Here is a 24,913-nt window from a genome sequence, read left to right on the forward strand (position 1 = left end):
GGTCAGAGATAATCCTCGATCAGCAACTCGGCAATCTGCACCGCATTCAAGGCCGCACCCTTGCGGATGTTGTCCGAGACGACCCACAGGTCCAGCCCGCGCTCATGCGAGATGTCCTCGCGGATGCGCCCGACGAACACGCCATCGGTCCCGGCCGCCTGCGCCACCGGGGTCGGGTAGCCGGCCGGCTTGCGCTCGTCCATCAGCACCACGCCCGGCGCCTGGCGCAGCAGTTCGCGCGCCTCCTCGGCGGTGATCTTGTCGCTGGTCTCGATGTGCACCGCCTCGGAATGGCCATAGAACACCGGCACGCGCACCGCGGTCGGGTTCACCTGGATCGACTCGTCCTCCAGGATCTTGCGGGTCTCCCACACCAGCTTCATCTCCTCCTTGGTGTAGCCGTTGGGCTGGAAGTCGTCGATCTGCGGGATCACATTGAACGCGATCTGGACCGGGAATTTCTTGCCCGGTTCCACGCTTTGGAAATTCAGCAGGGCCGCGGTCTGTCGGCCCAGCTCCTCCATGCCGCTGCGGCCGGCACCGGAGACGGACTGGTAGGTGGCCACGTTGATCCGCTCGATCTGCGCCGCGCGGTGGATCGGCGCCAGCGCGACCAGCATCTGCATGGTCGAGCAATTCGGGTTGGCGATGATGCCGCGGTTGGTGTACTGGGCGATCGCGTGCGGGTTGACCTCGCTGATCACCAGCGGGATGTCGTCCTGATAGCGGAACTCGGAAGTGTTGTCGATCACCACCGCGCCGGCCGCTGCCGCGCGCGGCGCGTGTTCGCGGCTGACCGAGCCGCCGGCGGAGAAGAACGCGATGTCGACGCCGGCGAAGTCGTAGGTGTCCAGCAACTGCACGGTGACCTGCTTGCCGCCGAAGCTGACCTTGCCACCGGCTGATCGCTCGCTGGCCAGCGGCACCAGCTCGCTGACCGGAAACTCGCGCTCGGCGAGGATGGCCAGCAGGGCTTCGCCGACGGCACCGGTGGCGCCGACCATGGCGACCTTGTAACTGCTCTTGTGACTCATGGAATGGGTTGCTCTGGAAGTGGAGGCGTGCCGGTCACAGCACGTTCGGGTTGAGGAGGTTGGGTGGTCGTCCGGCGTGCGGACCATGGCCGAACAACGCGAGCACATTGTCCACCGCCACCGATGTCATCGCGCGGCGGGTATCGGTCGTGGCGCTGGCGATATGGGGGCTGAGCACCACGTTGTCGAGCGTGAGCAGCGCCGGATGCAGCTTCGGTTCGCCCTCGAACACGTCCAGCGCCGCGCCGGCCAGGCGCCGGTCGCGCAACGCCGCGGCCAGCGCGGCGTCGTCGACAATGCCGCCGCGGGCGACGTTGACCAGCATCGCGGTCGGCTTCATCAGGGCCAGCTCGGCCGCGCCGATGGCGTGTCGGGTGCGCGGCGTCAGCGGCAAGGCCAACACCAGGAAATCGGACTCGCCCAGCAACTGCGCCTTGTCCACGTGGCGTGCGTTGCAGGCGCGCTCGATCGCCTCGGGCAGCGGCGAGCGGTTGTGGTAGATCACCGGCATGCCGAAGCCGACCGCGCGATGGGCGATGGCCTGGCCGATGCGACCCATGCCGAGGATGCCCAGGGTGCGACCGCGCACGTCGCTGCCCAGCCACGCCTTGAACTCGGTGGCATGCCAGTGGCCGGCACGCAGCCAGCGCTCGGCCGCAGTCATGCGCCGGGCCGCGCCCAGCAGCAGCGCCCAGGCGAAGTCGGCCACGCTCTCGTTGAGCACGTCGGCGGTGTTGGACACCGCGATGCCGGCAGCGCTCATCGCGTCGACGTCGATGTTGTCGTAGCCCACTGCAAGGTTGGCCACGATACGCAGGCGCTCGGCCGCACCGATTTCGGCCGCGCCGATGCGGTCCTTGAGGCCGACGATCACCGCATCCTGCCCCGCCAGCCGGGCAGCCAGTTCGGCAGGACTGAACTTGCGCTCGGTCTCCTCCACGGTCACCTGGAAATGCGGCTCCAGCCGGGCGATGACACCGGGGAAAGTGGGGCGGGACACCCAGACGCGCGGCTTGTCGGTCATCGAACGGGTTCCGGTGGCGGTGGCTCGGCCTCAGGCGATGCGTGGCGCGACCGGCCCCACGTCGCCGCATTGCGCCCGATGGCGCAAGGCGTGATCCATCAGCACCAGCGCCATCATCGCCTCGGCGATGGGCGTGGCACGGATGCCGACGCAGGGGTCGTGACGCCCCTTGGTGACCACGTCCACCGGCTCGCCGGCCAGGTTCACGCTGCGGCCGGGGATCAGGATGCTGGAGGTGGGCTTCAACGCGATCGAGGCGGTCACCGCCTGTCCCGTGCTGATGCCACCGAGAATGCCACCGGCGTGATTGGACGTAAAGCCGTCCAAACGCATTTCATCGCGATGTACGCTCCCGCGTTGGGCGACGGCGGCGAAACCATCGCCGACCTCCACGCCCTTGACTGCGTTGATCGACATCAGCGCACTGGCCAGGTCGCCGTCCAGCTTGCCGTAGACCGGCTCGCCCCAGCCAGGAGGCACGCCCTCGGCGACCACGTTGACGCGCGCGCCGACCGAATCGCCGGACTTGCGCAGCTTGTTGATGTAGTCCTCCAGCGCCGGCACCTGCGATGCATCGGGCCAGAAGAACGGGTTCTGCTCCACCGCGCTCCAGTCGAACGCACCGGGCACGACCTCGCCGATCTGCGCCAGGTAGCCGCGCACGTGCACGCCATGGCGTTCGGCCAGCCATTTCTTCGCCACGACGGCAGCGGCCACGCGCATGGTGGTCTCGCGCGCCGAGGAGCGCCCGCCGCCGCGCGGGTCGCGGATGCCGTACTTCTGCCAGTAGGTGTAGTCGGCGTGGCCGGGGCGGAAGGTCTGCTCGATCTCGCCGTAGTCCTTGCTGCGCTGGTCGGTGTTGCGGATCAGCAGCGCGACCGGCGTGCCGGTGGTCTTGCCCTGGTACACGCCGGAAAGAATCTCCACCTCGTCCGCCTCGTGCCGCTGCGAGGTGTAGCGGCTGCGGCCGGTGGCGCGGCGCTCGAGGTCGGTGCGGAACTCTTCCGAGGCGATGGCCAGCCCCGGAGGGCAGCCGTCGATCACGCAGCCGATCGCCGGCCCGTGGCTTTCGCCGAAGGTGGTGACGGTGAACAGCTTGCCGAAGGAATTGCTTGACATCGCGCGTCCGGGATCAAAGCCCAGAGCATACCGGCACCACCCCTCTTGTAGGAGCCCGCTCGTGGGCGATGCCTTTTTAATCTTGCGAATCCCGAATCCCCAATCCCGGCTCTCGACAGACGAATGTCTGGTCATCCCGGTTCAAGAACATCGCCCGCGAGCGGGCTCCTGCCGTGGCGCCGCTGGCCACTCGCGGGAGAGCATGGCGAAGATCATGTCGTCCACCCATTCGCCGTGCAGCCACAGGCTTTCGCAGTGATGGGCTTCCTGACGCATGCCCAGCGAACGCAGCAGGGCGAGGCAGGCCTGGTTGCGCGGGTCGACCGAGGCGTGGATGCGGTGCCGGCGCCACGGGCCGAATACCTGCCCGAACAGGGCGCGCACGGCCTCGCCGGCGTAGCCACGGCCCTGCCCGGCCGGCGCGAGGCTGATGCCGAACTCGACCGATTCCATCGCATCCTCGGGCAGGTTCACGCCAAGATCGCCGATCAGCCGGCCGTCCTCGCGCAGGCGGATCGCGCGCTGGAACCAGCCGGCGGGAGTGGCTGCGGGCGATTGTCGCTCGATGAAGGCACGCGCGGCGGCGAGATCGGCTGGCCGCCAACCCTGGTAGCGCGCCACCACGGGGTCGCTGCGCAGGGCGAACAGCGCCGCGGCGTCTTCAGCGCGCAACGGGTCGATCCGCAGTCGCGCCGTGACCAGTTCCATGTCAGCCCGGGCGGCGTGCGACAGCCGCGGCGTGAATCGCCGCCGCATGCTCGACCAGGTCGCGCCGCTCCAGCGCGAACACGCCCATCGGGCCGACCTTGAACTCGATCCACACGAACGGGACCTCCGGCAGCAGCGCGGACAGCGCGTGCTCGCTCTCGCCCACCTCCACGATCAGCAGGCCGTCCTCGGTCAAATGACCAGCCGCCTCGTCCAGCATGCGCAGGCACAGGTCCAGGCCGTCCGCGCCGGAGGTCAGGCCCAGCTTGGGCTCGTGCGCGTATTCGCCCGGCAGCGCGGCGTACTCGTCCTCGGTGACGTAGGGCGGGTTGGAGACGATCAGGTCGTACTTGCGCCCGGCCACGCCGGCGAACAGATCCGACTGGATCGCCTCGACGCGGCCCTCGACGTGCTGGAACGCGATGTTCTCGCGCGCCAGCGACAGCGCCTCGTCGCTGATGTCGACGATGTCGACCTGCCATTCGGGGTTGTACTCGGCCATCGCGATGCCAATGCAACCCGAGCCGGTGCACAGGTCCAGCGCGCGCTCGATGTGGCGCTCGTCCAGCCACGGCGCGAAGCCCGACTCGATCAGCTCGGCGATCGGCGAACGCGGCACCAGCGCGCGGCGGTCGCTCTTGAACTTCAGCCCGGCGAACCAGGTCTCGCCGACCAGGTAGGCCACCGGCAGGCGCTCGCTGACGCGGCGCTCGATCAGCGCCAGCACGTTCGCGCGCTCGGCCGCGGTGAGCCGGCCGGCGCCGTAGGCCGGCGGGATGTCCGGCGGCAGGTGCAGGCTGGCCAGCACCAGATGGGTGGCCTCGTCGATCGGGTTGTCGTGGCTGTGGCCGAAAGTCAGCCCGGCGGCCGAGAAACGGCTGGCACCGTAGCGGATGAAGTCGATGATGGTGGCGAGTTCGGCGGTCACGGGCGGCCCACGGCACGGCAAAAGGCCGCTGATTATAAGCGCGAGCCCCGTATACTGGCCGGATGACTTTCAAAGTAATCCTCCAATACCTCCTGCCGCACCGTTTGCTGTCGCGGTTGGTCTACTGGGCCACGCGCTGGACCTTCGCGCCGTGGAAGAACTGGCTGATCGCCACGATCGTGCGCAACTACGACGTGGACATGGCCGAGGCGGCGCAGCCCGATCCGCTGGCCTACCAGCACTTCAATGCCTTCTTCACGCGCAAGCTGAAACCCGGCGCGCGCCAGGCCGATGCCGATCCGGCCGCCCTGCTCTCGCCGGCCGACGGCCGCATCAGCCAGGCCGGCACGATCGTCGACGGCCGCATCTTCCAAGCGAAGGGCCGGGAATACACTGCCGCCGAACTGCTCGGTGGCGACGAGGCCGCAGCCGCGCCGTACCGCAACGGCTGCTTCGTCACCGTCTACCTGTCGCCGCGCGACTATCACCGCGTGCACATGCCGCTGAAAGGCACGCTCACGGAAACCGTGCACGTGCCCGGACGCATCTTCAGCGTGGCGCCGTTCGCGGTCACGGCGATCCCGCGGCTGTTCGCCCGCAACGAGCGGCTGGTGTGCCACTTCGAGGGCGAGCACGGCCCGTTCGCGGTGGTGATGGTGGGCGCGATCCTGGTCTCGTCGGTGGCCACCGTGTGGGACGGCCTGGTGATCCCGCCGTACGCGCCGTCGATCCGGCGCAAGTCGTTCGCCGGCCAGCACGTCACGCTGGAACGCTTCGCCGAGATGGCGCGCTTCAACATGGGTTCGACCGTGATCGTGTTGTTGCCGCCGGGCAGCGCGACGGTCGATCCGCTGCCGCCGCAACAGCACGTTCGCGTGGGCCAGCGGATCGGTCAGATCAGGGTGGCAGGCGGCCACTTTCCCGAAAACTGACGTTGCGCGTCATTTTGTGACGCTATGCGCGCAAATTCCGGGGGTGGCCGGTTAACCTCCTCGCGACGGACCGGCCAACATGCCGTGCCGAACCTGTGCCGAGGGGAACCATGCAGATACTCACTCCATTCTTTGCGGTGGTGCGTTCGCGCCAGCTTGGCCGCCAGTTCCGCGATGTCGAACGCAGCATCCGGACCCTGCCCAAGCGCAGCCGCGATCGGCTGAGCATGCTCACCCTGCGCGAGATCGGCCAGGCCTCGCGCTGTGATTTCCCGCACCTGTACGGCACCACGCCGGAATCGCGCTACCTGCCGTGGGGACAAGGCACCGACCTGGGCTACGAGCGTGCACGTTCGAACAACGCCGAGGTCGCGCTGCGCGGCATCGCGCTGTGGCTGGCGGTCGCCTATCACGAGACCAAGACCGCCACCCAGCCCAACCTGCAGGCCCAGCACCGGCAGTTGCTGCAGTTGCTGCGCGAGCTCAAGGAGCTCCACGGCGGCGGCAGCCGCAGCGATACCTCGGACAGCTGGATGCAGGAGAGCGCCGTCGCCTGACCGCGCGGCGGCGCCCCACCCCGCGCCTCAACGGCAGACCGGCACCTTCAGATGCTGGCCCACCCGGATGCGGTGGTGCTGGAGATCGTTGATCTCGGAAATCTCCTGCACACTGGAACAATGCAGTTTGCGCACGATGCTGATCAAGGTGTCGCCGCGGCGCACGCGATACGTGGTCGTTCTCTGCGCACCCGCCTTCGCCGGCGCCTGCGCCGGATCGGGTACCACCGGCACCGTCGCACGGTGCAGGTCCGCCGCGAGGATCGGCCACGGACCATCGACGCAACGGGCGGCATAGGCACGCTCCAGTCGTTTGGGCACCCGCAGCGTGGCGCCAACCGGCTGGCTGGTATCGGGGTCGAGCCGCGGATTGAGGTTGCGCAGGGTGCGGAACCAGCCCTCCTCCATGCCATCGGCCGAACCCAGGCAGACGGTGAGCTCATCAAGCGACGCGGCGCGCTTGAGCGTGATGCTGCCGGGGTCGCCGTCGATCTTCGGGAAGCGCAGGTTGTAGCTGTCCGGATGCAGGAACAGCCACGCCGCCGCCAGCACCGCCGGCACGTAGTCGCGCGTCTCGGGCGACATCTGGTCGTAGATGCGCGGGTCGTAGAAACTCACCGACGGGTCGTCGCCCACCGCGCGGCGCATGCGGCCTTCGCCGCCGTTGTAGGCGCCGATGACGAGCTCCAGGTTGTTGTTGAAGATGCGCAACTGCTCGTTGAGGTATTCGGCATTGGCCCGCGCCGAAGCGGCCGGGTCGAAGCGCATGTCGAAGCCGTTGTCCACGCCCAGCCCGAAACGCATGCCGGTGGAATACATGAACTGCAGCGGGCCGGAGGCGCCGGAGCGCGACACCGCGTGCACCTTGCCGCCGGATTCCTGGGCCACCATGCCGAACAGCAGCGCCTCGGGCAGGTCGGCCTTCTGGTAGGCCGGCCACATATCGTGGCGCAGGTACTGGTAATTGACCCAGGCGTCCATCAGGTAAGGCCGGCGCTGGGTCAGCCACATCTCCAGCGCTGCCTTCACCGGCCCGTTCATCGCGATCAGCTGCGACAGCTTCTGTCCGTGCAGCAGCGTCACGCTGCGCTGCGCCTGCGGCAGGCTGGCCGCACCGGCATGACCGGTGGCCAGCGCCGCCTGCGACGACTCGACATCCCCGGACAGATCCGGGAGGTCGTCGAAATCGCCATCTTTCAGGCGCAGCAGGCGGTCGAATACGGAAAAGAAGCGCTGCGGATCGCAGCCGGCGGTGACCGCACATTTCGCCGACGACTGCTTCAGCAAGTCGAGCGACTGGCGCAGGCTCAGTGCCGACGCATCGCTGTCGCCTTCGCGCGCCTGCTGCAAGGCGGTCTCGTAGCCCTTGCTGGCCTGGTTCAACTGGCCGTACAGCGCATCGGCCGGCGTCGGGGTCCTCTCGCCGCCGCTGCTGGCGCAGCCGCCCAGCAAGGTGCAGGCCAGCACAAGCGACGCGAGGTGCCGCGGGCGAAACACGTGGGGCAACGACATGAAGAACTTCACCTGCAAAAAGCATTCACCATAGCCGGCCGCGAAGCCGGACTCAACGCACGGCGTCACAACCGCGAGCCACGCGCCGGGTTGGCTACAATCGCGTCACTACCAATGGAAGGACCGCCATGACTGACATCCTGATCGGCCGCAACGACAGCACCAGCGTCAGCCTGGACCCGCACTACGGCAATCGCCACGGCATGATCGCCGGCGCCACCGGCACCGGCAAATCCGTGTCGCTGATGGTGCTGGCCGAAGGCTTCTCGCGGCTGGGCGTGCCGTGCTTCCTGGCCGACGCCAAGGGCGACCTGGCCGGCCTGGCGATGGCCGCCGGCGAGCCGGGTGACAAGCTCAAGGCGCGGCTGGCCAGGCTCAAGCTCACCGACTGGAAGGCGCAGGCCAACCCGGTGGTGTTCTGGGACATCTACGGCAAGCTCGGCCACCCGGTGCGCGCCACCGTCAGCGAGATGGGCCCGACCCTGCTCGGCCGCGTGCTGGAATTGAACGACACCCAGGAAGGCGTGCTCGAAGTGGTGTTCAAGGCCGCCGACGACCAGGGCTGGCTGCTGCTGGACCTGGCCGACCTGCGCGCCCTGCTCACCTACGCCGCCGAAAATGCCAAGGCGCTGTCCACCCAGTACGGCCTGATCAGCACGCAGAGCATCGCGGCAATCCAGCGCGCGCTGCTGAAACTCGAAAGTGACGGCGCCGACCAGTTCTTCGGCGAGCCGGCCCTGGAGCTGGCCGACCTGATGCGCCAGGACATGAGCGGCCGCGGCATCATCAACGTGCTGGCCGCCGACCAGCTGATCATGAAGCCGCGGCTGTACTCCACCTTCCTGCTGTGGCTGCTGTCCGAGCTGTTCGAGCAGCTGCCCGAAGTGGGCGACCTCGACCAGCCGAAGATGGTGTTCTTCTTCGACGAGGCGCACCTACTGTTCGACGACGCCTCGCCGGCGTTGCTGCAGCGGGTGGAACAGGTGGTGCGGCTGATCCGCTCCAAGGGCGTGGGCGTGTACTTCTGCTCGCAGAACCCCGACGACGTGCCCGGCGTGATCCTCGGCCAGCTCGGCAACCGCATCCAGCACGCCTTGCGCGCGTTCACCCCGCGCGACCAGAAGGCGGTCAAGGCGGCGGCGGAAACCTTCGTCGCCAACCCGAAGCTCGACGTCACCGAAGCGATCACCAAACTCGCGGTGGGCGAGGCGCTGGCCTCCACACTGGCCAACGGCGGCGTGCCCACGCCGGTGGAGCAGGTGCTGGTGACCACGCCGTGCTGCCGCATCGGCGCGATCACCGACGCCGAGCGCGGCACCATCCGCCAGCGCTCGCCGGTGGGCGCGAAATACGACACTGCGGTCAATCGCGAATCGGCTGCCGAGATGCTGGCCAGGCGCGCCGGGGAAAAGGCCGCCGATGCCGCCACCGTGGCGGCCGATGCGCCAGCCAAGGGCGCCGCGAAGGAAGCGGAAAGCGGCTGGGGCGGCGCGGTGCACGACGCCCTGTTCGGCACCAAGCGCCGCCAGGGCATGATCGAGACCATGGGCAAGCAGATGGTGCGCACCGCGGGCAGTCAGCTCGGCCGGCAGATCCTGCGCGGCGTGCTGGGCGGCATCTTCGGCGGCAAGCGCTGAGTGAGAGCCTGCTCCATGTCTCCGCATAGCCCGCGTTGCCTTGCCGTGGCCGTCAGGTGGTGGCGCGTGGCGCAGCGCCTGCCTGGCTGGCAGGTCAAGCCGCGCGCTGCCGCATGGCGGCCACGGCAAGGCAACCCGAAGGGCCGGGTCTGTTTGCCCGCATCCCTGCGTCATCACTCGGTCGTGGACGGACGTCCACTCCTTCGTTCTTCCTTGGCCTGCGCGCAAACAGCTCCCGGCGCGGGCCATGCGGAGACATGGAGCAGGCTCTGATGCCGCGCGTCGAAATCGTCGCCGCCGACACGCCGTTCGCGCAGCGCCTGCGGGACGGTTTCGGCTATCCGCTGCGCGGCGCCGCACTGGCCACCTGCGTGGCGCTGGCGCTGGCCCACTACGTCGGCCTGCTGCCGGGCTATGTCGGTGCGCTGGCCAGCGCGCTGGTCTGGGCCGCCACCTGGCGTTATGCCGCGGACTGCATGCAGCACACCGCCAACGGCTACGCCGACCCGCCGGACGTGGGCAGTGACGGCAACAGCGCCAGCGGCTGGGGACTGACCGCGATTCACCTGCTGGTGGTCGCCTTGTGCGTGGTCTCCATCGTGTTCTTCCCGCGCCTGCTGTGGCCGGTGCTGCTCCTGGCGGCGCTGGTGCTGCCGGCGATCGACATGTCGCTGGCGTTCGACGGCAACCTCGCGCTGGCCATCAATCCGCTCAACTGGTTGCGCATCATCGGCGGTTTCGGCGGCGCGTATCTGGTCCCCGTGGCGATCAACCTGCTGCTCGGCGTGCTGATCGTGGTCGCCTCGGTCACCACTGCGCGGCTGCCGCGACTGCTCGCCTTGCCGCTGTTCGCATTCGCCTACACCTACCTGATCGTGCTCGCCTTTCATCTCATGGGCGCGATGATCCACCAGCGCCACGAGCGTTTCGGCATGGTGCCGGAAGCGCCGGAGCTGGCCAAGGCTTCCGGGCAGGACGCCGACGACCGACTGGTGGATGCCGCGCGCCAGCAGGCAACCGACGATCCGCAGGCCGCGTTGCGCCAACTTGCCGCGCGACTGCGCGAGCGCGCGGCGCCACCCGCCGTGCACCAGTTCTACCGCGAGCTGCTGCACCGGCAGGGCCTGCGCGACGACCTGCTGGTGCACGGCCAGATCTGGATTGCCGCGCTGATCGCCCAGGGCGAATCGCGGCGCGCCCTCGGCGTGCTGCAGGAATGCTGCGGCATCGACGCCAGCTTCATCCCGGACGACCCGCAGACCTGCGGCGCCCTGGCCGACCTGGCCGTGCGGATGGGCATGAGCCGCCTCGCGATCCATCTCGGCCAGGGTTATGTCGCGCACTGGCCACGCGACCCGCAGGCGCCGCACTACGGCCTGCTGGCCGCACGCGCGCTGGCCGCCCATGCCGACCAGCACGCCGACGCGGCAGCGCTGCTCGACCGGCTCGTCGCGGCCTGGCCCGAGCACCCGCTGCGCGGCGAGATCGACGCCCAGCGACGACAACTGGCCAGCCCGGCATGAGCCGCTGGCGCCCGCCCTCGCCCGGCTCCACCGCGATCATCACCCGCGACGGCTTCGAACGGCTCAAGGCCGAACTCGACCACCTGTGGCACGTGTTGCGCCCGGAAGTGGTGAAGGCCCTCGCCGCGGCAGCCGCCGAAGGCGATCGCTCGGAGAACGCCGAATACACCTATCGCAAGAAACAGCTCGGCGAAATCGACCGCCGCGCGCGTTACCTCAGCAAACGCATTCCCGCACTGAAAGTTGCCGAGGGCGTGCCGGGCGATCGCCGCGCCGTGTTTTTCGGCGCCTGCATCGGGCTGGAGAACGTGGACAGCGGCGAAGTCCACCGCTACCGCATCGTGGGCCCGGACGAGACTGACGCCAGGCGCGGCTGGATCAGCATCGACTCGCCGCTGGCGCGGGCCGTGCTGAAGAAGCGCGTCGACGACGAATTCTCCGCCGAGCTGCCGGGCGGGCGGGCGGAGTTCGTGGTGCTGTCGGTGGATTACGAGCAGGAAGCCTGACGCGGGCCAGTCGACCGCTCAATGCGGCCGCAGCAGCTTCAATGCATGCTGGTGGTCGCGTTCGATCTGCGCCAGCCGCGCCTGCCGTGCCTGCGGGCTGATCCACCGGCCCTGCTCGGCCTGCTGCCGCAGCAGGGTGTACTGCATGTCGACGAAGGGCTGCAGCACGTGGTTGGTCTCCGCCGCGAAACCGCCCAGGTCCGGAATCCGCGCCAGCCGCTCGCGCTGGCGCTCGCCGACCTCGCCGGGCGCCTTGCCGTAGGCCAGCAGGAATGCCGTGAGCTTGTGGCGCAGCGATTCGGGCATGCCGTCGCGGATCACCAGCACGCCGGAGGGAATCAGCCGCGAGCGCCAGATCACCCGCAGTTGCGCTGCCTCGCGCGGAAAGTTGCGCCGGAACAGGTCCATGTCCGGGTTGTTGCTGCTGGCCACGTCCACTTCGCGGTTGACCACGGCGAGCAGGTTGCTCTGATGGTCGCCCACCCGCACGTTGGCGAAGAAGGTGTCCGAATTGAGCCCGCGCGGCGCGAACACGTAGGCTTCCGGCGCGGTATAGCCGGTGACCGAAAGCTGTTCGCTGCGCGCATAACGCCAGCCGTGGCTGGTCGTGGCGAGCAGGTCGTTCAGATCGCGGATCGGGCTGTCGCTGCGCACCACCAGCATGGCGACGTTGCCGTTGACGCCATCGTTGCGCACGAACTGGGCGAACACCTGCATGTGCTGCTGCGTCACCGCCTCCACCGCGAGCTTGCCGGAGAGAAAGGCCACGTCCACCCGCTGCGCGCCGATGGCGTCGGACAGGCCGGCGTAGCTGCTCACCGACACGGTGGTCACGGGGTGGCCCAACTGCTTGTGCAAGTCGTCCAGCAGCGGCCGCCATTGCTCCAGCGACTCGGCCGCGCTGCCGATCGGCAGGATGCCGAAGCGGATCGGCTCCATCGGTGTCGCTGCCTGCGCCGTCCCCGCTCCGGCGCACGCGAGCAGCACACCCTGGGTGAGCAGGGCTGCAAGCATCCACGTCACGCCACGCCCGAGACGCCCCTGGCGTCGTCGCAAACCCGCGATATTCAATGCCCTGCTCCCTCGAACCCCGTGCTCCCCGATTGCTCGTATATAGTCGCGATCGGTCGATCCGGCAAGCACGGGGAGGGCTTCGGCGTCGCGGAAGATGCCGGCCCGGATGCGGATGCAGGGTTTCCGGGCGATCGGTCAACCTCCGGCCAGCGGCGGCGGGTAACTCCGCCCGGCCCGCACCGGCCGAAAGCACGCCGCCTCGCGCACGAAAGCCTCCTGCTCGTTGTCCGGATGCCAGCCGGGCACGCCGGCCAGCGGCAAGGGGCGCAGTTCCAGCGGATCGCCGAGCACATCGCCGTTGCCGATGGCCTGCGCGCAGGCTTCGAGGACCTCGCCCGGTGACAACCGCGGCCCGGCGACCACCAGCGCCTTGCCCACCAGCAGTTGCGCCGGTGTCAGCGCGTGTTCGAGCAAGGCGTGGCCGAACACCTCGACATGGATGCGCCCGTCGAACCACGCCTCCCGCTCGCGCCAGAACAGGCCATGCCAGTCATGCGCATTCCACAGCGCCAGCAGCGCCGGATTGCGCAGCGCGACCACGACGCCGGCCTCGTCGAAATGGGTCAGTGCGCATTGCGCACGCGAGCGCTGCCTGGTGCCCATGCGGGCGATTTCGGCCACCTGCCGCGCGTTGAGCGCGCGCTTGAGCGCACAGTGGCGCAGCCAGGCGAGTGCGTTGAACAGGTCGTGCCAGTTGCGTTCGCGGGTAGCGATCGCGCCGTGTTCGGCAATGCGCTGTTCGTAGTGCAGGCCGTCGGCCAGCAGTTCACGGGTCTGCGCCACGAAGCGTTCGTGCATGCCGGCGGGGCGGGCGGCATTGAGCGCATCGATGGATGGCCAGTCGCGGCCCTCGACCAACCGGGCGTGCTCGCGCCACGCGGCCAGCGGCATCCGGCCGAACACTTGCGGATCGACCGCACCGCGCGCCGGCGCCACATAGCGCATGGCGCGTTACACGATCTTGAGCGCGGGATGCGCCAGGCGCGCGTGCAGGTCGTGTTCGCTGGCCGCCTCGACCACCACGTCCACGAACTGGCCCGGCTTCAGCTGCTGGCCGTCGGCGATCAGCACGCAGCCGTCGATCTCCGGCGCATCGGCGGCCGAGCGAGCCACCGCGCCGTCGACGCCGGCCTCGTCCACCAGCACCTTGAGCGTGCGGCCGATCTTGCGCTGCAGTTTGGCGGCGGAGATTTCCGCCTGCACCGCCATGAACTGTTCGAGGCGATCCTCCTTCAGTTCCTCGGACACCGCGCCGGGCAGCTCGTTGGCCTTGGCGCCGTCCACCGGCGAATAGGCGAACGCGCCCACGCGATCGAGTTCGGCCTCGCGCAGGAAGTCCAGCAGCTCCTCGAACTCGGCATCGGTCTCGCCGGGGAAACCGACGATGAAGGTGCTGCGGATGGTCAGCTCCGGCACCAGCTTGCGCCAGTTCCGGATGCGCTCCAGCGTCTTGTCGATGTTGCCGGGGCGCTTCATCAATTTCAGGATGCGCGGGCTGGCGTGCTGGAACGGGATGTCGAGGTAGGGCAGGATTTTTCCCCCCGCCATCAGCGGCATCAGCTCGTCCACGTGCGGGTACGGGTAGACGTAGTGCAGGCGCGTCCACGCGCCGAGTTCGGACAGGCCTTCGCACAGCTCGGTCATGCGGGTGCGGTAGTTCTTCCCGCGCCACGGGCGCTCGGCGTACTTCACGTCGACGCCATAGGCGCTGGTGTCCTGCGAGATCACCAGCAGTTCCTTCACGCCGCCCCTGACCAGTTTCTCGGCCTCCACCAGCACCTCGTCGACCGGCCGCGAGACCAGGTTGCCGCGCATCGAGGGGATGATGCAGAAGCTGCAGCGGTGGTTGCAGCCCTCGGAAATCTTGAGGTACGCGTAGTGCTTCGGCGTCAGCTTCACGCCGGTGTCCGGCACGATGTCGAGGAACTTGTTGCGCGTGGGCGGCAACACCTCGTGCACCGCGCTCATCACGCTGGCGTAATCCTGCGGGCCGCTGATCGAGAGCACGTCCGGATAGGCCTCGCGGATCAGCTCGGCGCGCTTGCCCAGGCAGCCGGTGACGATCACCTTGCCGTTCTCGTTGAGCGCGGTGCCGATCGAGTCCAGCGACTCCTGCACCGCCGCGTCGATAAAGCCGCAGGTGTTCACCACCACCGCGTCGGCCTCGCCGTAGCTGGGCACGATCTGGTAGCCCTCCACCTTGAGCTGGGTGAGGATGCGCTCGGAATCCACCAGCGCCTTGGGGCAACCGAGACTGACGAAGCCGATCTTCTGGGTGGGCTGGGGCATGGCGGACGGCTACCGTGGCAGGGCGCGAAAACGGTTGATTATACGTGACGGCCACGCCCTCGCCGCTGCGGTTACCATCGCCGCATCGGCAACTGATCGAGGCAGAGCCATGGGCCAGGACATCACCATCCCCACCGGCGGCACCCATTGCATCGGCGCCTACATGGCCACCGCCGAGGGCAAGCCCAAGGGCGGCCTGGTGGTGATCCAGGAAATCTACGGCGTCACCGCGCACATCCGCCGGGTGGTCGACCACTTCGCCGCGCTCGGCTATACCGCGATCGCGCCCGCGTTCTTCGACCACCTGGAAAGCGGCGTGGAACTGGCCTATGACCAGGTCGGCACCAACAAGGGCCGCAACCTGGTCAACGAGCTGGGGCTGGAGCGTGCCGTCGAGGACGTCGCCAGCGCCGCCGAGGCCATTTCCTCGGCGGGGAAAATCGGCACGGTCGGCTACTGCTGGGGCGGCACCGTCGCCCTGCTCGCCGCGCTGCGCCTGGGGCTGCCGTCGGTGAGCTACTACGGCGCGCGCAACCTGCCGTTCCTGCACGAGGCGCCCAGGGCGCCGGTGATGTTCCATTTCGGCGAGAAGGATCAGAACATCACGCCGGAGATGGTGGAGAAACATCGCGTGGCGCTGCCGCAGATGGAACTGTTCACCTACCCGGCGGACCACGCGTTCAACCGCGATGGCAGCAAGGCGTATCACGAAGCCAGCGCCAAACTGGCGCTGCAGCGCACGCTGGCCTTCTTCGACAAGCACCTGGCCAACGCATGAGCGAGGCGTTCACCCTCGACCCGCGGCTGGCCGCCGACACCCGCCTGCTCGCCTCGCTGCCGCTGTGCGACGTGCGCCTGATGGATGACGCGCGCTACGGCTGGCTGGTGCTGGTGCCGCGCCGCGACGGCCTGGTCGAGATCGCCGACCTGGACGAGGGCGAACAGGCCACGCTGTGGCACGAAGTCAACCGCGCCGCCGCCGCCCTGCGTGCGGCGATGCCGTGCGACAAGCTCAACCTGGGCGCGCTGGGCAACATCGTGCGGCAGTTGCACGTGCACGTGGTGGCGCGTCGCGAGGGCGATGCCGGCTGGCCCGGCCCGGTGTGGGGCCACGGCCAGCGCGAGCCCTGCGCCGAAGCCGTGCTGCACGAGCGGATGACCGCGCTGCGGCAAGCACTCGCGGCGCGCGGCTAGCGTGCCGGCCGACGCGATCCAGTTCGAGCCGCTGGCCGAGGATGCGCTGCTGCTGCGCTTCGGCGACCGCATCGAGCCGGTGCTCAACGACCGCGTGCACGCTGCCGTGGCCGCGCTGCGGGATCTGCCTTCGCTGGAATGCGTGCCAGCCTATGCCAGCGTGCTGTTGCGATTCGCGCCGGCGGCGTGGCAAGGCGACGAGGCGGCGAGTGCGCACCAGCGCGTGGAACGGGCCGCGCGCATCGCGCTGGAAACCCGCCACGCGCCGGCCGGCGCTGGCCGCATCCACGAAATCCCCGTGTGCTATGGCGGCCCGCACGGCCCGGATCTGCATGAACTGGCGCAGCACCTGGGCCTGTCCGGGACGGTGGTGGTGGCTCGCCACGTCGGCGTCGACTACCGCGTGGCGATGCTCGGCTTCGCGCCCGGCTTCCCCTACCTGCTGGGGCTCGATCCCACGCTGGCGATGCCGCGCCGACGCGACCCGCGCACCCGCGTGCCTGCCGGCAGCGTCGCGATCGGCGGCGCGCAGACCGGCATCTATCCGGCCGAACTGCCCGGCGGCTGGCATCTGATCGGGCGCACGCCGCTGCGCCTGTTCGACGCCGACGCAAGCGAACCTTCGCTGCTGGCCGCCGGCGACCGCGTGCGCTTCCGCGCGATCGACGCGGAGGAATTCGCCGACCTCGATGCGGTGCGGCACCGATGAGCGTGCGCGTGCTCAAGCCCGGCCTGCTCGGTACGCTGCAGGATCGCGGCCGCCCCGGCCATGCAGCGATCGGCGTGGGCCGCGCCGGCGCGATGGACCTGCCGGCCTGGCGCCTGGCCAACGCGCTGGTCGGCAACCGCGGCGACGAGGCGGCGCTCGAATGCACCCTGCTCGGTCCGACCCTGCGCTTCGAACACGCGGCGTGGATCGCGATCACCGGTGCGCCGATCGCCGCCCGGGCCGGCGACACCGACTTGCCGACCTGGACAGCCTGCTGGCTGCCCGCTGGCAGCGTGCTGCAACTGGGCCGCATGGCCGCCGGCTGCCGCAGCTACCTGGCCGTGCGCGGGGGTTTCGACGTGGCCGCCGTGCTGGGCAGCCGCAGCAGCGACCTGCACGCCGGGCTCGGCCGCGCACTGCGAACCGGCGACACGCTGCCGGTCGGCAACGCCGCCAGCAGCGCGGCGCCGGCGAACCATCCCCACGCCCTGCCATGGCGACTCGACCCGCGGCCATGGTTCGACTTCGCGCAAACGCCGCTCATGCTGCTGCCCGGCAGCCACCACGCGCAACTCGACGAGGCGTCGCGGCAAGCACTGCACACCGGCACTTTCCGCGTCGCCAGCGACAGCAACCGCACCGCCAGCCGTCTGGACGGAGCACGCCTGCAGCTGTGCGCACCGCTGGAACTGATCTCCGAGGCAACCCTGCCCGGCACGATGCAACTGCCGCCGTCCGGCCAGCCGATCGTGCTGATGGCCGAGGCGCCGGTGACCGGCGGCTATCCGCGCATCGGCCAGCTTGCCGCGGCGGATCTTCCGCGCCTGGCGCAACGCCGGCCGGGCGATCCCGTATGCTTTCGCCGTGGCACACTGGAACAGGCTGCCGATCGCCTGCGGCGCCGCGAGCACGCGCTCGACGCCCTGTACCGGCAGATCGCGCGACGACTGCAACACGACGGACTCCTCCTCGCATGACTGGCCTTGCATGACGCGCATCGACCTCAATGGCGACCTCGGCGAATCGTTCGGCGCCTGGCGAATGGGCGAGGACGCTGCGCTGCTCGATGTGGTCAGCTCGGCCAACCTCGCCTGCGGCTTCCACGCCGGCGACTTCATGACCATGCAGCAGACCGTGGCCGCCGCGATGGAGCGCGGCGTGGCGATCGGCGCCCACGTCTCGCTGCCCGACCTGCAGGGCTTCGGCCGCCGCGAGATGCGCGTGACACCCGCCGAGGTGCACGCGATGACGCTGTACCAGCTCGGCGCGCTGCACGGCTTCGCTCACGCCGCCGGCACCCGGCTGAGCCACGTCAAGCCGCATGGCGCGCTGTACAACATGGCGGCGCGCGATCGCGCGCTGGCCGATGCGATCGCCGCGGCGGTGTGCCAGTTCGACCCGCGCCTGCGGCTGTTCGGCCTGAGCGGATCGGCACTGGTCGACGCGGGCGCGGCGCAGGGCCTGGCGGTGGCCGCCGAGGCATTCGCCGACCGTCGCTACCGGCCGGATGGCACGCTGCAGCCGCGCAGCGAAGCCGGTGCGGTGATCGATGATGCCGGACTGGCCACTGCGCAGGCCTTGCAGATCGCGCTCGACGGCACCGTCACCGCCATCGACGGCAGCACCATCGCCATGCGCGCCGACACGCTGTGCCTGCACGGCGACGGCGTACATGCCGCACGCCTGGCGCGCAGCCTGCGCGCCGGGCTGGAAGCGGCCGGGGTGACCATCACGGCAACGGGTGAGGCATGAACTACTGGCCCCTGCTCGGCGTGGCGGTGATCGTGATCGGCTTCGCGCTGCGCTTCAACGCGGTGCCGGTCGTGGTGGTGGCGGCCCTGGTCAGCGGACTGCTGGCGGGCCTGTCGGTGGCCGACCTGCTCGCCCTGCTGGGCAACAGTTTCGTGTCGCAGCGCATGCTGCTGCTGTTCGTGCTGACCTTGCCGGCGATCGGCCTGCTCGAGCGCGCCGGCCTGCGCGAACACGCCCAGCGCTGGATGGCGCGATTGCAGAACCTGACCCTGGCGCGGCTGCTGATCGGCTACCTGCTGCTGCGCCAGTTGCTGGCCACGATGGGCCTGACCGGCGTGGCCGGCCCGGCGCAGACCGTGCGTCCGCTGCTTGCGCCGATGGGCGAGGCCGCGGCGCAGAAGATCCTGCCCGGGCTGGACCAGGACGATCGCGAGGAGCTGCGCGCGGTCGCCGCGGCCACCGACAACATCGGCCGTTTCTTCGGCGAGGACGTGTTCATCGCGCTGGGCGCGGTGCTGCTGATCCAGGGCTTCTATACCCAGCACGGCATCGAGCTGAGCCCGCTGGCGATCGCGCTGTGGGCGCTGCCCACGGCGGTGGCGGCGTTCGTCATCCAGTCGGTACGCATCTGGCTGTATCAGCGCCGGCTGCAACGACGCGCCGCCCGCCGCGAGCGGGGCGCCTGAGCATGCTGCGGATCGAACACGCGTACTGGCTGATCGCCGCCTTCCTGCTCTACAGCGGCTGGCGCAATTTGCGCGACGGCCACCGCTGGCATGCCGCCTTCTGGATCGTGCTGGGCCTGCTGTTCGGCGCCGGGGATTTCATCCTGGCGCAGTCGGCGGCCGGCAACGCCCTGCCCGCGCAGATCGCCGGCATCGGCGTGATCGCACTGGCCTGCCTGGCGCCGCGGCTGCGCCGCCAGGCGCATCCGGAAAACCGCAGCGCCGAACAACGCCTGCAGTCGGCGATCGAACTCGGCCACCGGCTGTTCGGGCCAGCCCTGCTGATTCCGCTGGTGACCCTGCTGGTGGCGTTGTTCGGCGGCTACCTGGTGATCGGGCAGTTCGCATTGTTCGCCCAGTCGCAGATGACGCTGACCGGGCTGGCGCTGGCCTGCGTGATCGCCCTGCTGGCCGCCGCAAGGGTGGCGCGCACGCCGGTGCACGAAGGTGTGGCCGAGGGCCGGCGATTGCTCGACGCGATCGGCTGGGCCGCCCTGCTGCCGCTGCTGCTGGCCGCGCTGGGCCAGGTGTTCACGCAAAGCGGCGTGGGCGCGGCGATCGCCGCGATCGCCACCGATTTCCTGCCCACCGGCAACGCCACCGCGGCACTGGCGGTGTTCGCGCTGGGCATGGTGCTGTTCACCGTCATCATGGGCAACGCGTTTGCCGCCTTTCCGGTGATGATGGCCGGCATCGGCCTGCCGCTGCTGATCCAGCAGCACGGCGCGCACCCGGCGATCCTCGGCGCGATGGGCATGCTGTGCGGCTACTGCGGCACCCTGCTGACGCCGATGGCGGCCGACTTCAACCTGGTGCCGGCGGCGCTGCTGGAATTGCGCAACCCCTACGGCGTGATCAAGGCGCAGGCCTGGAGCGCGCTGTGGATCTTCGCCAGCACGTTCACCATGATGTGGCTGCTGGTGTTTCGATGAACGCGCGAGGCCCGATGAGCAAAACCCTGCCACGTATCCTGTTGACCGGCTTCGACCCGTTCGGCGGCGAGACGGTCAACCCCTCGTGGGAAGCCGCGCGCGCCCTGCACGGGCGGCGCATCGGCGGGCATCGGGTGGTGGCGCGGCAAATCCCGACCGAGTTCGCCGCCTCGCTGCGCCTGCTCAAGGCCGCCCTGCGGGAAACGACGCCGGCGATCGTGCTGGGCGTGGGCCAGGCTGGCGGGCGCGCGCAGTTGTCGCTGGAACGCGTGGCGATCAACCTGCAGGATGCGCGGATTCCCGACAACGCCGGCGCCCAACCGATCGACGAACCGGTGATCCCCGGCGCGCCCGCGGCCTACTTCAGCACCCTGCCGCTGAAGGCGATGCTGGCGGCCCTGCACGAGGCCGGACTGCCCGCCGCGATCTCGCACACGGCCGGCACCTACGTGTGCAACCACCTCGCCTACGCAGCGCTGCACTGGAGCGCGCCCAAGCGCCGCGTGCGCGCCGGCTTCATCCACATCCCGTGGCTGCCGCTGCAGGCCGCATCGCGGCCCGGCGCGCCCAGCATGGCACTGGACGACATGGTGCGCGGCCTGGAGATCGCGCTGCGGGTGGCGGCCGTCACGCACGCCGACCTGCGCCTCGGCGGCGGCACGATCGCCTGATCGCCGTTCGACAAAAAGCCCGCGGCTCGCGCCACGGGCTTTTCGCGGTGCCGCGGTCGCGGCGGTTCAGTGCTGCTGCGAGGGCTCGTAGCCGCCGCCGTCGCTGGACGGCTGCGCGCGCTGCTGGTGGTCCTCCAGTTTGCGCGCCTTGACGTCGACCGGGCTGATCTGGGTGAGGCGGCCCTTGTGGTCGAAGAAATACGCGGCAAAGCCGTAGTCGATCGACATGCGGGCCAGATACTGCAGATGCTTCTTGCCGACCTTGGCCTCGTCGCTGTCGATCAACAGCACTTTCGCGGGCAGCTTGCCCTGGTCGCGCAGGTAGGCGAAGTGACTGCCGGCGTCGAGCGCCGAGAGCACCGCGCCATCGATCAGGAATTGCCCGTCCTTGTACGCCTGCATGGTCAGGCTGAATTCGCCCTTCATCGACGCCGCCAGGTGCTGCTCGTTCTTGACCTGGTTGCGGTGGCAACCGGCCAGCAGCAACACGCTGCCCAGCACGATCGCGGCGGACATGCGGACAAGCAGGGTGGACATTCGGCTCATGCAGCTCTCCCGGAAGGCGTCGTGGCAACGGTGAAGTCTAGCAGTCCGTGGCGCCGACGGCGGTTGCCGCGCGCCGCCGTTCAGGCAGGCGGGGTCAGGTACGCGGCAGGGTCACGCCCTGCTGGCCCTGGTACTTGCCGCCACGGTCCTTGTAGCTGGTCTCGCACTCCTCGTCGGACTCGAAGAACAGCATCTGCGCCACGCCCTCGTTGGCGTAGATCTTCGCCGGCAGCGGCGTGGTGTTGGAGAACTCCAGCGTCACGTGCCCCTCCCACTCCGGTTCCAGCGGCGTCACGTTGACGATGATGCCGCAGCGCGCGTAGGTGCTCTTGCCCAGGCACACCACCAGCACGTTGCGCGGGATGCGGAAGTACTCCACCGTGCGCGCCAGCGCGAACGAGTTGGGCGGGATGATGCACACGTCCGAGGCCACGTCGACAAAGCTGTTCGGGTCGAATGCCTTGGGATCGACGATGGTCGAGTTGATGTTGGTGAAGATCTTGAACTCGCGCGCACAGCGCACGTCGTAGCCGTAGCTGGAGGTGCCGTAGGAAACGATGCGCCCGCTGTCGTTCTGCTTGACCTGGCCCGGCTCGAACGGCTCGATCATGCCCTGGCCCTCGGCCATGCGGCGGATCCACTTGTCGGATTTGATGCTCACGCGCTCTCCGGTCGATTGCGGGCAGCCCGAACCAACCGGGCGCAAAGCGGCAAAAATACATGGTCGGGGTACCGCCACGCCAGCCGGCTGGCCTTCGTCACCCGTAGGAGCCCGCTGGCGGGCGATACTCTTGCGAACCCCGAATCCCGGCCAGGAGCATCGCCCGCCAGCGGGCTCCTACGGGCGGGGTGGAAGCGCGGCCAGGAGGTCCAGCGCTGCGTGCAATTCCGCGCAGCGTTCCGCGCTGGCCAGCACCTGCGCCGCGGTGCAGCCGGCGCCCGGCAATGCCACCGGCACGGGCCGTGCCGCCAGCAACCGGGCCGACATGGTGAACAGGATCTCGGCCAGTGCCTCCTGCGCATGGTGCGAACCGCGCGCGGCCGTGTTCAGCAGCAGCACCGGCTTGCCGGGAAACTCCAGGCTGCCGACCAGCCAGTCGAGCAGGTTCTTGAACGCGCCGGGCACGCCGTGGGCGTATTCGGGGCAGGCGATCAGCAAGGCATCCGCGGCGCCGACTGCTTCGCGCAACGCCAGCACCGGGGGCGGCAGCGGATCGACCTCGTCATCCGGATTGAACGGCGGCAGCGCGCCCAGCCCGTCGTGCAGCACCAGTTCGAGCGGCGCTGCGGCCAGTTGGTGCGCGGCTTCCAGCGCGGCGCGATTCGACGATACCCGGCGCAAGCTGCCGCACAGGCACAGCACGCGCCGCGGCGCCGTCATGCAGAGGGCACGCCCTGCACCACGATCTTGCCCAGGCCCAGCGACTTGTTGCGCGGCTGGCGCGACAGCCGGCCGGCGGTATTGCGGGCGATCTCGCGGTAGCGGGCAGCAAGGTCGGAATCGGGGATCGCCGCCACCGTGGGGTTGCCGCCATCGGTCTGCTCGCGGATGCGGATGTCCAGCGGCAGCGAGCCGAGGTAGGCCGCGCCGTACTGCGTGGCCATGCGCTCGCCGCCGCCTTCACCGAAGATGTTCTCCTCGTGGCCGCAGTTGGAGCAGACGTGGGTGGCCATGTTCTCCACCACGCCAAGCACCGGCACCTCGACCTTCTCGAACATCTTGAGCGCCTTGCGCGCGTCCAGCAGGGCGATGTCCTGCGGCGTGGTGACGATCACCGCGCCAGCCACCGGCACTTTCTGCGACAGCGTGAGCTGGATATCGCCGGTGCCCGGAGGCAGGTCGATGACCAGGTAGTCGAGCTGTTCCCAGCGGGTGTCGGTGATCAGCTGCATCATCGCCTGGGTCACCATCGGGCCGCGCCAGATCATCGGCGTGTCCTCTTCGACGAGGAAGCCGATCGACATCACCGGCATGCCGTGCGCCTGCATCGGCAGGATGCTCTTGCCATCGGGCGAGGCCGGCTTGCCGTGCACGCCGAGCATGGTGGGCTGGCTGGGGCCGTAGATGTCCGCGTCCATCACGCCCACCTTCGCGCCCTCGGCCTGCAGCGCCAGCGCCAGGTTGGCCGACACGGTGGACTTGCCCACGCCGCCCTTGCCCGAGGCGACCACGATGATGTTCTTCACGTTCGGCAGCGGCCCCAGCGTGCCCTGCACCTTGTGCACGTGGATGCGGCTGGTGATCGACACCGTCGCCGACTCGATGCCCGGATCGGCCTGCAACGCCTCGCGCACCCGCGCGGTGATCGCCCCGATCGCGCTGGCGGCGGGATAGCCAAGCTGCAGGTCCACCGAAACCCGGCCGCCGTCGACGCCCACGGCGCGCACGGCCTCGCCCAGCGGGGCACCGGTGTGGGTGTCGATCAGCCCGCCCAGGATCTGGCGGACCAGGGCTTCATTCACCTGCGTCATGTCGGTTCGGTCGTCGAGAGAGACGCCCATTATGCCAGCGCGCCGCAGACGGCCGGCTGACACAGATCAGCGCCTCACCGGCGCACCGGCAGCCATGGCGCAATGCAGCTTGACGACCTCGCCGAACCTCGCCAGTCTCGATTCCATACGCTTTCGTACGGGAGAGACGCCATGAAGTCAGCACGACGCTTTGCCTTCGCCACCTGCCTGCTGCTCGCCGCCGGTTCGGCACTGGCCGCCAACGACACCCCCGTGGGCAACTGGAAAACCATCGACGACGAAAGCGGCCAGGCCAAGTCGATCGTGCAGATCACCGACGAGAATGGCGAGCTGAAGGCCACCATCGTCAAGCTGCTCAACCGCAGCCCTTCGGATATCGCCCGCGACGGCGAGGTGGCGCTGTGCAAGAAGTGCGACGGCGAGCGCAAGGACAAGCCGATCGAAGGCATGAACATCATGTGGGGCGTGCACCAGGATGGCGACGTCTGGAGCGGCGGTCACATCCTCGACCCGAAGACCGGCAAGGTCTACAAGGTGAAGCTGTCGATGCTCGACGGCGGCCAGAAGCTCAACGTGCGCGGCTACATCGGCTTTTCCTGGGTCGGCCGCTCGCAGCAGTGGGAACGCCAGCCCTGACCATCCGCTGCGTCGATTGACCTTCGACCACGCCCCGCACCGCCGACCGGTGCGGGGCGTTCTTGTGTGCACGGCCGGCGTCCGCACCGCTGAGCCGGCGTAACCCGGCATGGTCACCGTGGCCAGCGAGACCCTGGGCGACGCCCCGGGCAAACGCCCGACCGCGCCGAACATCACCGGCACGATGGCTGCCATGCCGATGCCCAAGGCGAGGAAAACCAGCCGCGTGGTGCGCGGCCCCGGCGCAAGGCTGCCGTGATCCGTGGCCGAAAGGACTCTGCCCACATGCGCTCCAGCAACCCGCGACAGCAGCCAGGCGCTCTGCACCACCGCACCGGAATCCCCGGCGAGCAAAGTCCGCGCGCGCTGCGGCATGGCCATCCGGACGGCCAATACCGGCGGGGGCGCATGCCATAATGCGCAGTCCCCCCAA

At 69.3% G+C, this 24,913-nt stretch carries 28 protein-coding genes; 15 read left to right on the forward strand and 13 right to left on the reverse strand.

The features are described 5' to 3' along the window. Positions 1–2: 2 nt before the first annotated feature. The 5 genes from ACVCL9_RS06645 to prmB form a co-directional block, all read right to left on the reverse strand. The gene (locus ACVCL9_RS06645) at positions 3–1,034 is read right to left on the reverse strand and encodes an aspartate-semialdehyde dehydrogenase (RefSeq protein WP_395119043.1); all 1,032 of its coding nucleotides are present in this window, start codon (positions 1,032–1,034) and stop codon (positions 3–5) included. Between the two features lie 34 nt (positions 1,035–1,068). Next, positions 1,069–2,058, reverse strand: coding sequence for a 2-hydroxyacid dehydrogenase (locus ACVCL9_RS06650; RefSeq protein ID WP_447098689.1), 990 nt, complete (start codon positions 2,056–2,058; stop codon positions 1,069–1,071). 30 nt (positions 2,059–2,088) lie between these two features. Then, positions 2,089–3,177, reverse strand: coding sequence for a chorismate synthase (aroC, locus tag ACVCL9_RS06655; protein WP_395119047.1), 1,089 nt, complete (start codon positions 3,175–3,177; stop codon positions 2,089–2,091). Between the two features lie 141 nt (positions 3,178–3,318). Beyond that, positions 3,319–3,885 (reverse strand): GNAT family N-acetyltransferase, encoded by a 567-nt coding sequence (locus ACVCL9_RS06660; RefSeq protein ID WP_447098688.1) that lies wholly within the window; start codon positions 3,883–3,885, stop codon positions 3,319–3,321. Position 3,886: 1 nt separating this feature from the next. Further along, positions 3,887–4,813, reverse strand: a complete 927-nt coding sequence (gene prmB / locus ACVCL9_RS06665; RefSeq protein ID WP_447098687.1) for a 50S ribosomal protein L3 N(5)-glutamine methyltransferase — start codon at positions 4,811–4,813, stop codon at positions 3,887–3,889. A gap of 62 nt (positions 4,814–4,875) precedes the next feature. On the opposite strand from prmB, the gene asd reads away from it, so the two are divergent. Next, a complete protein-coding gene (gene asd / locus ACVCL9_RS06670; protein ID WP_447098686.1) occupies positions 4,876–5,745 on the forward strand; it encodes an archaetidylserine decarboxylase in 870 nt (289 codons plus the stop codon). Between the two features lie 110 nt (positions 5,746–5,855). Beyond that, positions 5,856–6,302: a hypothetical protein gene (locus ACVCL9_RS06675; RefSeq protein ID WP_395119055.1), complete on the forward strand. Its 447-nt coding sequence runs from the start codon at positions 5,856–5,858 to the stop codon at positions 6,300–6,302. Positions 6,303–6,329: 27 nt separating this feature from the next. Here the strand turns inward: ACVCL9_RS06675 and ACVCL9_RS06680 are convergent, their stop codons facing one another. Then, entirely contained in the window at positions 6,330–7,814 is a 1,485-nt protein-coding gene (locus ACVCL9_RS06680; protein ID WP_395119057.1) for a lytic transglycosylase domain-containing protein, read from the reverse strand. Between the two features lie 128 nt (positions 7,815–7,942). Between ACVCL9_RS06680 and ACVCL9_RS06685 the strand changes: the two genes are divergently transcribed. From ACVCL9_RS06685 to greB, 3 genes are all read left to right on the forward strand, one after another. After that, entirely contained in the window at positions 7,943–9,451 is a 1,509-nt protein-coding gene (locus ACVCL9_RS06685) for a helicase HerA-like domain-containing protein (RefSeq protein ID WP_447098685.1), read from the forward strand. Between the two features lie 272 nt (positions 9,452–9,723). Further along, positions 9,724–10,974 (forward strand): hypothetical protein, encoded by a 1,251-nt coding sequence (locus ACVCL9_RS06690; protein WP_447098684.1) that lies wholly within the window; start codon positions 9,724–9,726, stop codon positions 10,972–10,974. Then, positions 10,971–11,480, forward strand: coding sequence for a transcription elongation factor GreB (greB, locus tag ACVCL9_RS06695; protein WP_447098683.1), 510 nt, complete (start codon positions 10,971–10,973; stop codon positions 11,478–11,480). Before ACVCL9_RS06690 ends, greB begins: the two co-directional genes overlap by 4 nt. 18 nt (positions 11,481–11,498) lie before the next feature. On the opposite strand, the gene phnD is transcribed toward greB, so the two are convergent. The 3 genes from phnD to rimO all read right to left on the reverse strand — a co-directional run bounded on the left by phnD (position 11,499) and on the right by rimO (position 14,843). Further along, on the reverse strand, positions 11,499–12,494 hold the full coding sequence (phnD, locus tag ACVCL9_RS06700) for a phosphate/phosphite/phosphonate ABC transporter substrate-binding protein (protein ID WP_447098682.1): 996 nt from the start codon (positions 12,492–12,494) through the stop codon (positions 11,499–11,501). Positions 12,495–12,689: 195 nt separating this feature from the next. Next, entirely contained in the window at positions 12,690–13,499 is an 810-nt protein-coding gene (locus tag ACVCL9_RS06705) for a DUF3025 domain-containing protein (protein WP_447098681.1), read from the reverse strand. Positions 13,500–13,505: 6 nt separating this feature from the next. After that, positions 13,506–14,843 carry a 30S ribosomal protein S12 methylthiotransferase RimO gene (gene rimO, locus ACVCL9_RS06710; RefSeq protein WP_447098680.1) on the reverse strand — a complete coding sequence of 446 codons (1,338 nt, stop codon included), beginning with the start codon at positions 14,841–14,843 and terminating at the stop codon, positions 13,506–13,508. A gap of 109 nt (positions 14,844–14,952) precedes the next feature. On the opposite strand from rimO, the gene ACVCL9_RS06715 reads away from it, so the two are divergent. The 8 genes from ACVCL9_RS06715 to pcp are packed head-to-tail and all read left to right on the forward strand — an operon-like array spanning position 14,953 to position 20,826. Beyond that, positions 14,953–15,621 carry a dienelactone hydrolase family protein gene (locus ACVCL9_RS06715; protein ID WP_447098679.1) on the forward strand — a complete coding sequence of 223 codons (669 nt, stop codon included), beginning with the start codon at positions 14,953–14,955 and terminating at the stop codon, positions 15,619–15,621. Beyond that, positions 15,618–16,037, forward strand: a complete 420-nt coding sequence (locus ACVCL9_RS06720; RefSeq protein WP_447098678.1) for an HIT domain-containing protein — start codon at positions 15,618–15,620, stop codon at positions 16,035–16,037. The genes ACVCL9_RS06715 and ACVCL9_RS06720 overlap by 4 nt, the downstream gene beginning before the upstream one ends. 1 nt (position 16,038) lies before the next feature. Then, a complete protein-coding gene (gene pxpB / locus ACVCL9_RS06725; RefSeq protein WP_447098677.1) occupies positions 16,039–16,746 on the forward strand; it encodes a 5-oxoprolinase subunit PxpB in 708 nt (235 codons plus the stop codon). Further along, complete coding sequence (locus ACVCL9_RS06730; protein WP_447098676.1) at positions 16,743–17,723, forward strand: 5-oxoprolinase subunit C family protein; 981 nt, start codon at positions 16,743–16,745, stop codon at positions 17,721–17,723. Before pxpB ends, ACVCL9_RS06730 begins: the two co-directional genes overlap by 4 nt. A 10-nt stretch (positions 17,724–17,733) precedes the next feature. Then, complete coding sequence (locus tag ACVCL9_RS06735) at positions 17,734–18,498, forward strand: LamB/YcsF family protein (RefSeq protein ID WP_395119079.1); 765 nt, start codon at positions 17,734–17,736, stop codon at positions 18,496–18,498. Continuing rightward, positions 18,495–19,184, forward strand: a complete 690-nt coding sequence (locus tag ACVCL9_RS06740) for a DUF969 domain-containing protein (protein ID WP_447098675.1) — start codon at positions 18,495–18,497, stop codon at positions 19,182–19,184. Before ACVCL9_RS06735 ends, ACVCL9_RS06740 begins: the two co-directional genes overlap by 4 nt. 2 nt (positions 19,185–19,186) lie before the next feature. Beyond that, positions 19,187–20,155 (forward strand): 5-oxoproline transporter, DUF979 family subunit, encoded by a 969-nt coding sequence (locus ACVCL9_RS06745; protein WP_447098674.1) that lies wholly within the window; start codon positions 19,187–19,189, stop codon positions 20,153–20,155. Positions 20,156–20,169: 14 nt separating this feature from the next. Further along, the gene (pcp, locus tag ACVCL9_RS06750) at positions 20,170–20,826 is read left to right on the forward strand and encodes a pyroglutamyl-peptidase I (RefSeq protein WP_395119085.1); all 657 of its coding nucleotides are present in this window, start codon (positions 20,170–20,172) and stop codon (positions 20,824–20,826) included. A 66-nt stretch (positions 20,827–20,892) separates the two neighbouring features. On the opposite strand, the gene ACVCL9_RS06755 is transcribed toward pcp, so the two are convergent. The 4 genes from ACVCL9_RS06755 to apbC form a co-directional block, all read right to left on the reverse strand. Then, positions 20,893–21,372, reverse strand: a complete 480-nt coding sequence (locus ACVCL9_RS06755; protein ID WP_395119087.1) for a hypothetical protein — start codon at positions 21,370–21,372, stop codon at positions 20,893–20,895. A 94-nt stretch (positions 21,373–21,466) separates the two neighbouring features. Beyond that, positions 21,467–22,033, reverse strand: a complete 567-nt coding sequence (dcd, locus tag ACVCL9_RS06760) for a dCTP deaminase (protein ID WP_447098673.1) — start codon at positions 22,031–22,033, stop codon at positions 21,467–21,469. 177 nt (positions 22,034–22,210) lie between these two features. After that, complete coding sequence (locus ACVCL9_RS06765; RefSeq protein WP_447098672.1) at positions 22,211–22,753, reverse strand: NADPH-dependent FMN reductase; 543 nt, start codon at positions 22,751–22,753, stop codon at positions 22,211–22,213. Further along, positions 22,750–23,844 (reverse strand): iron-sulfur cluster carrier protein ApbC, encoded by a 1,095-nt coding sequence (gene apbC / locus ACVCL9_RS06770; protein WP_447098671.1) that lies wholly within the window; start codon positions 23,842–23,844, stop codon positions 22,750–22,752. Before apbC ends, ACVCL9_RS06765 begins: the two co-directional genes overlap by 4 nt. Positions 23,845–24,015: 171 nt before the next feature. Between apbC and ACVCL9_RS06775 the strand changes: the two genes are divergently transcribed. Together ACVCL9_RS06775 and ACVCL9_RS06780 are read left to right on the forward strand one after the other, a co-directional pair. Beyond that, on the forward strand, positions 24,016–24,480 hold the full coding sequence (locus ACVCL9_RS06775; protein WP_395119095.1) for a DUF2147 domain-containing protein: 465 nt from the start codon (positions 24,016–24,018) through the stop codon (positions 24,478–24,480). A 109-nt stretch (positions 24,481–24,589) separates the two neighbouring features. Beyond that, a complete protein-coding gene (locus ACVCL9_RS06780) occupies positions 24,590–24,739 on the forward strand; it encodes a hypothetical protein (protein WP_447098670.1) in 150 nt (49 codons plus the stop codon). Positions 24,740–24,913: the final 174 nt, after the last annotated feature.

The sequence above is a fragment of the Rhodanobacter sp. UC4438_H5 genome, from assembly GCF_052978405.1.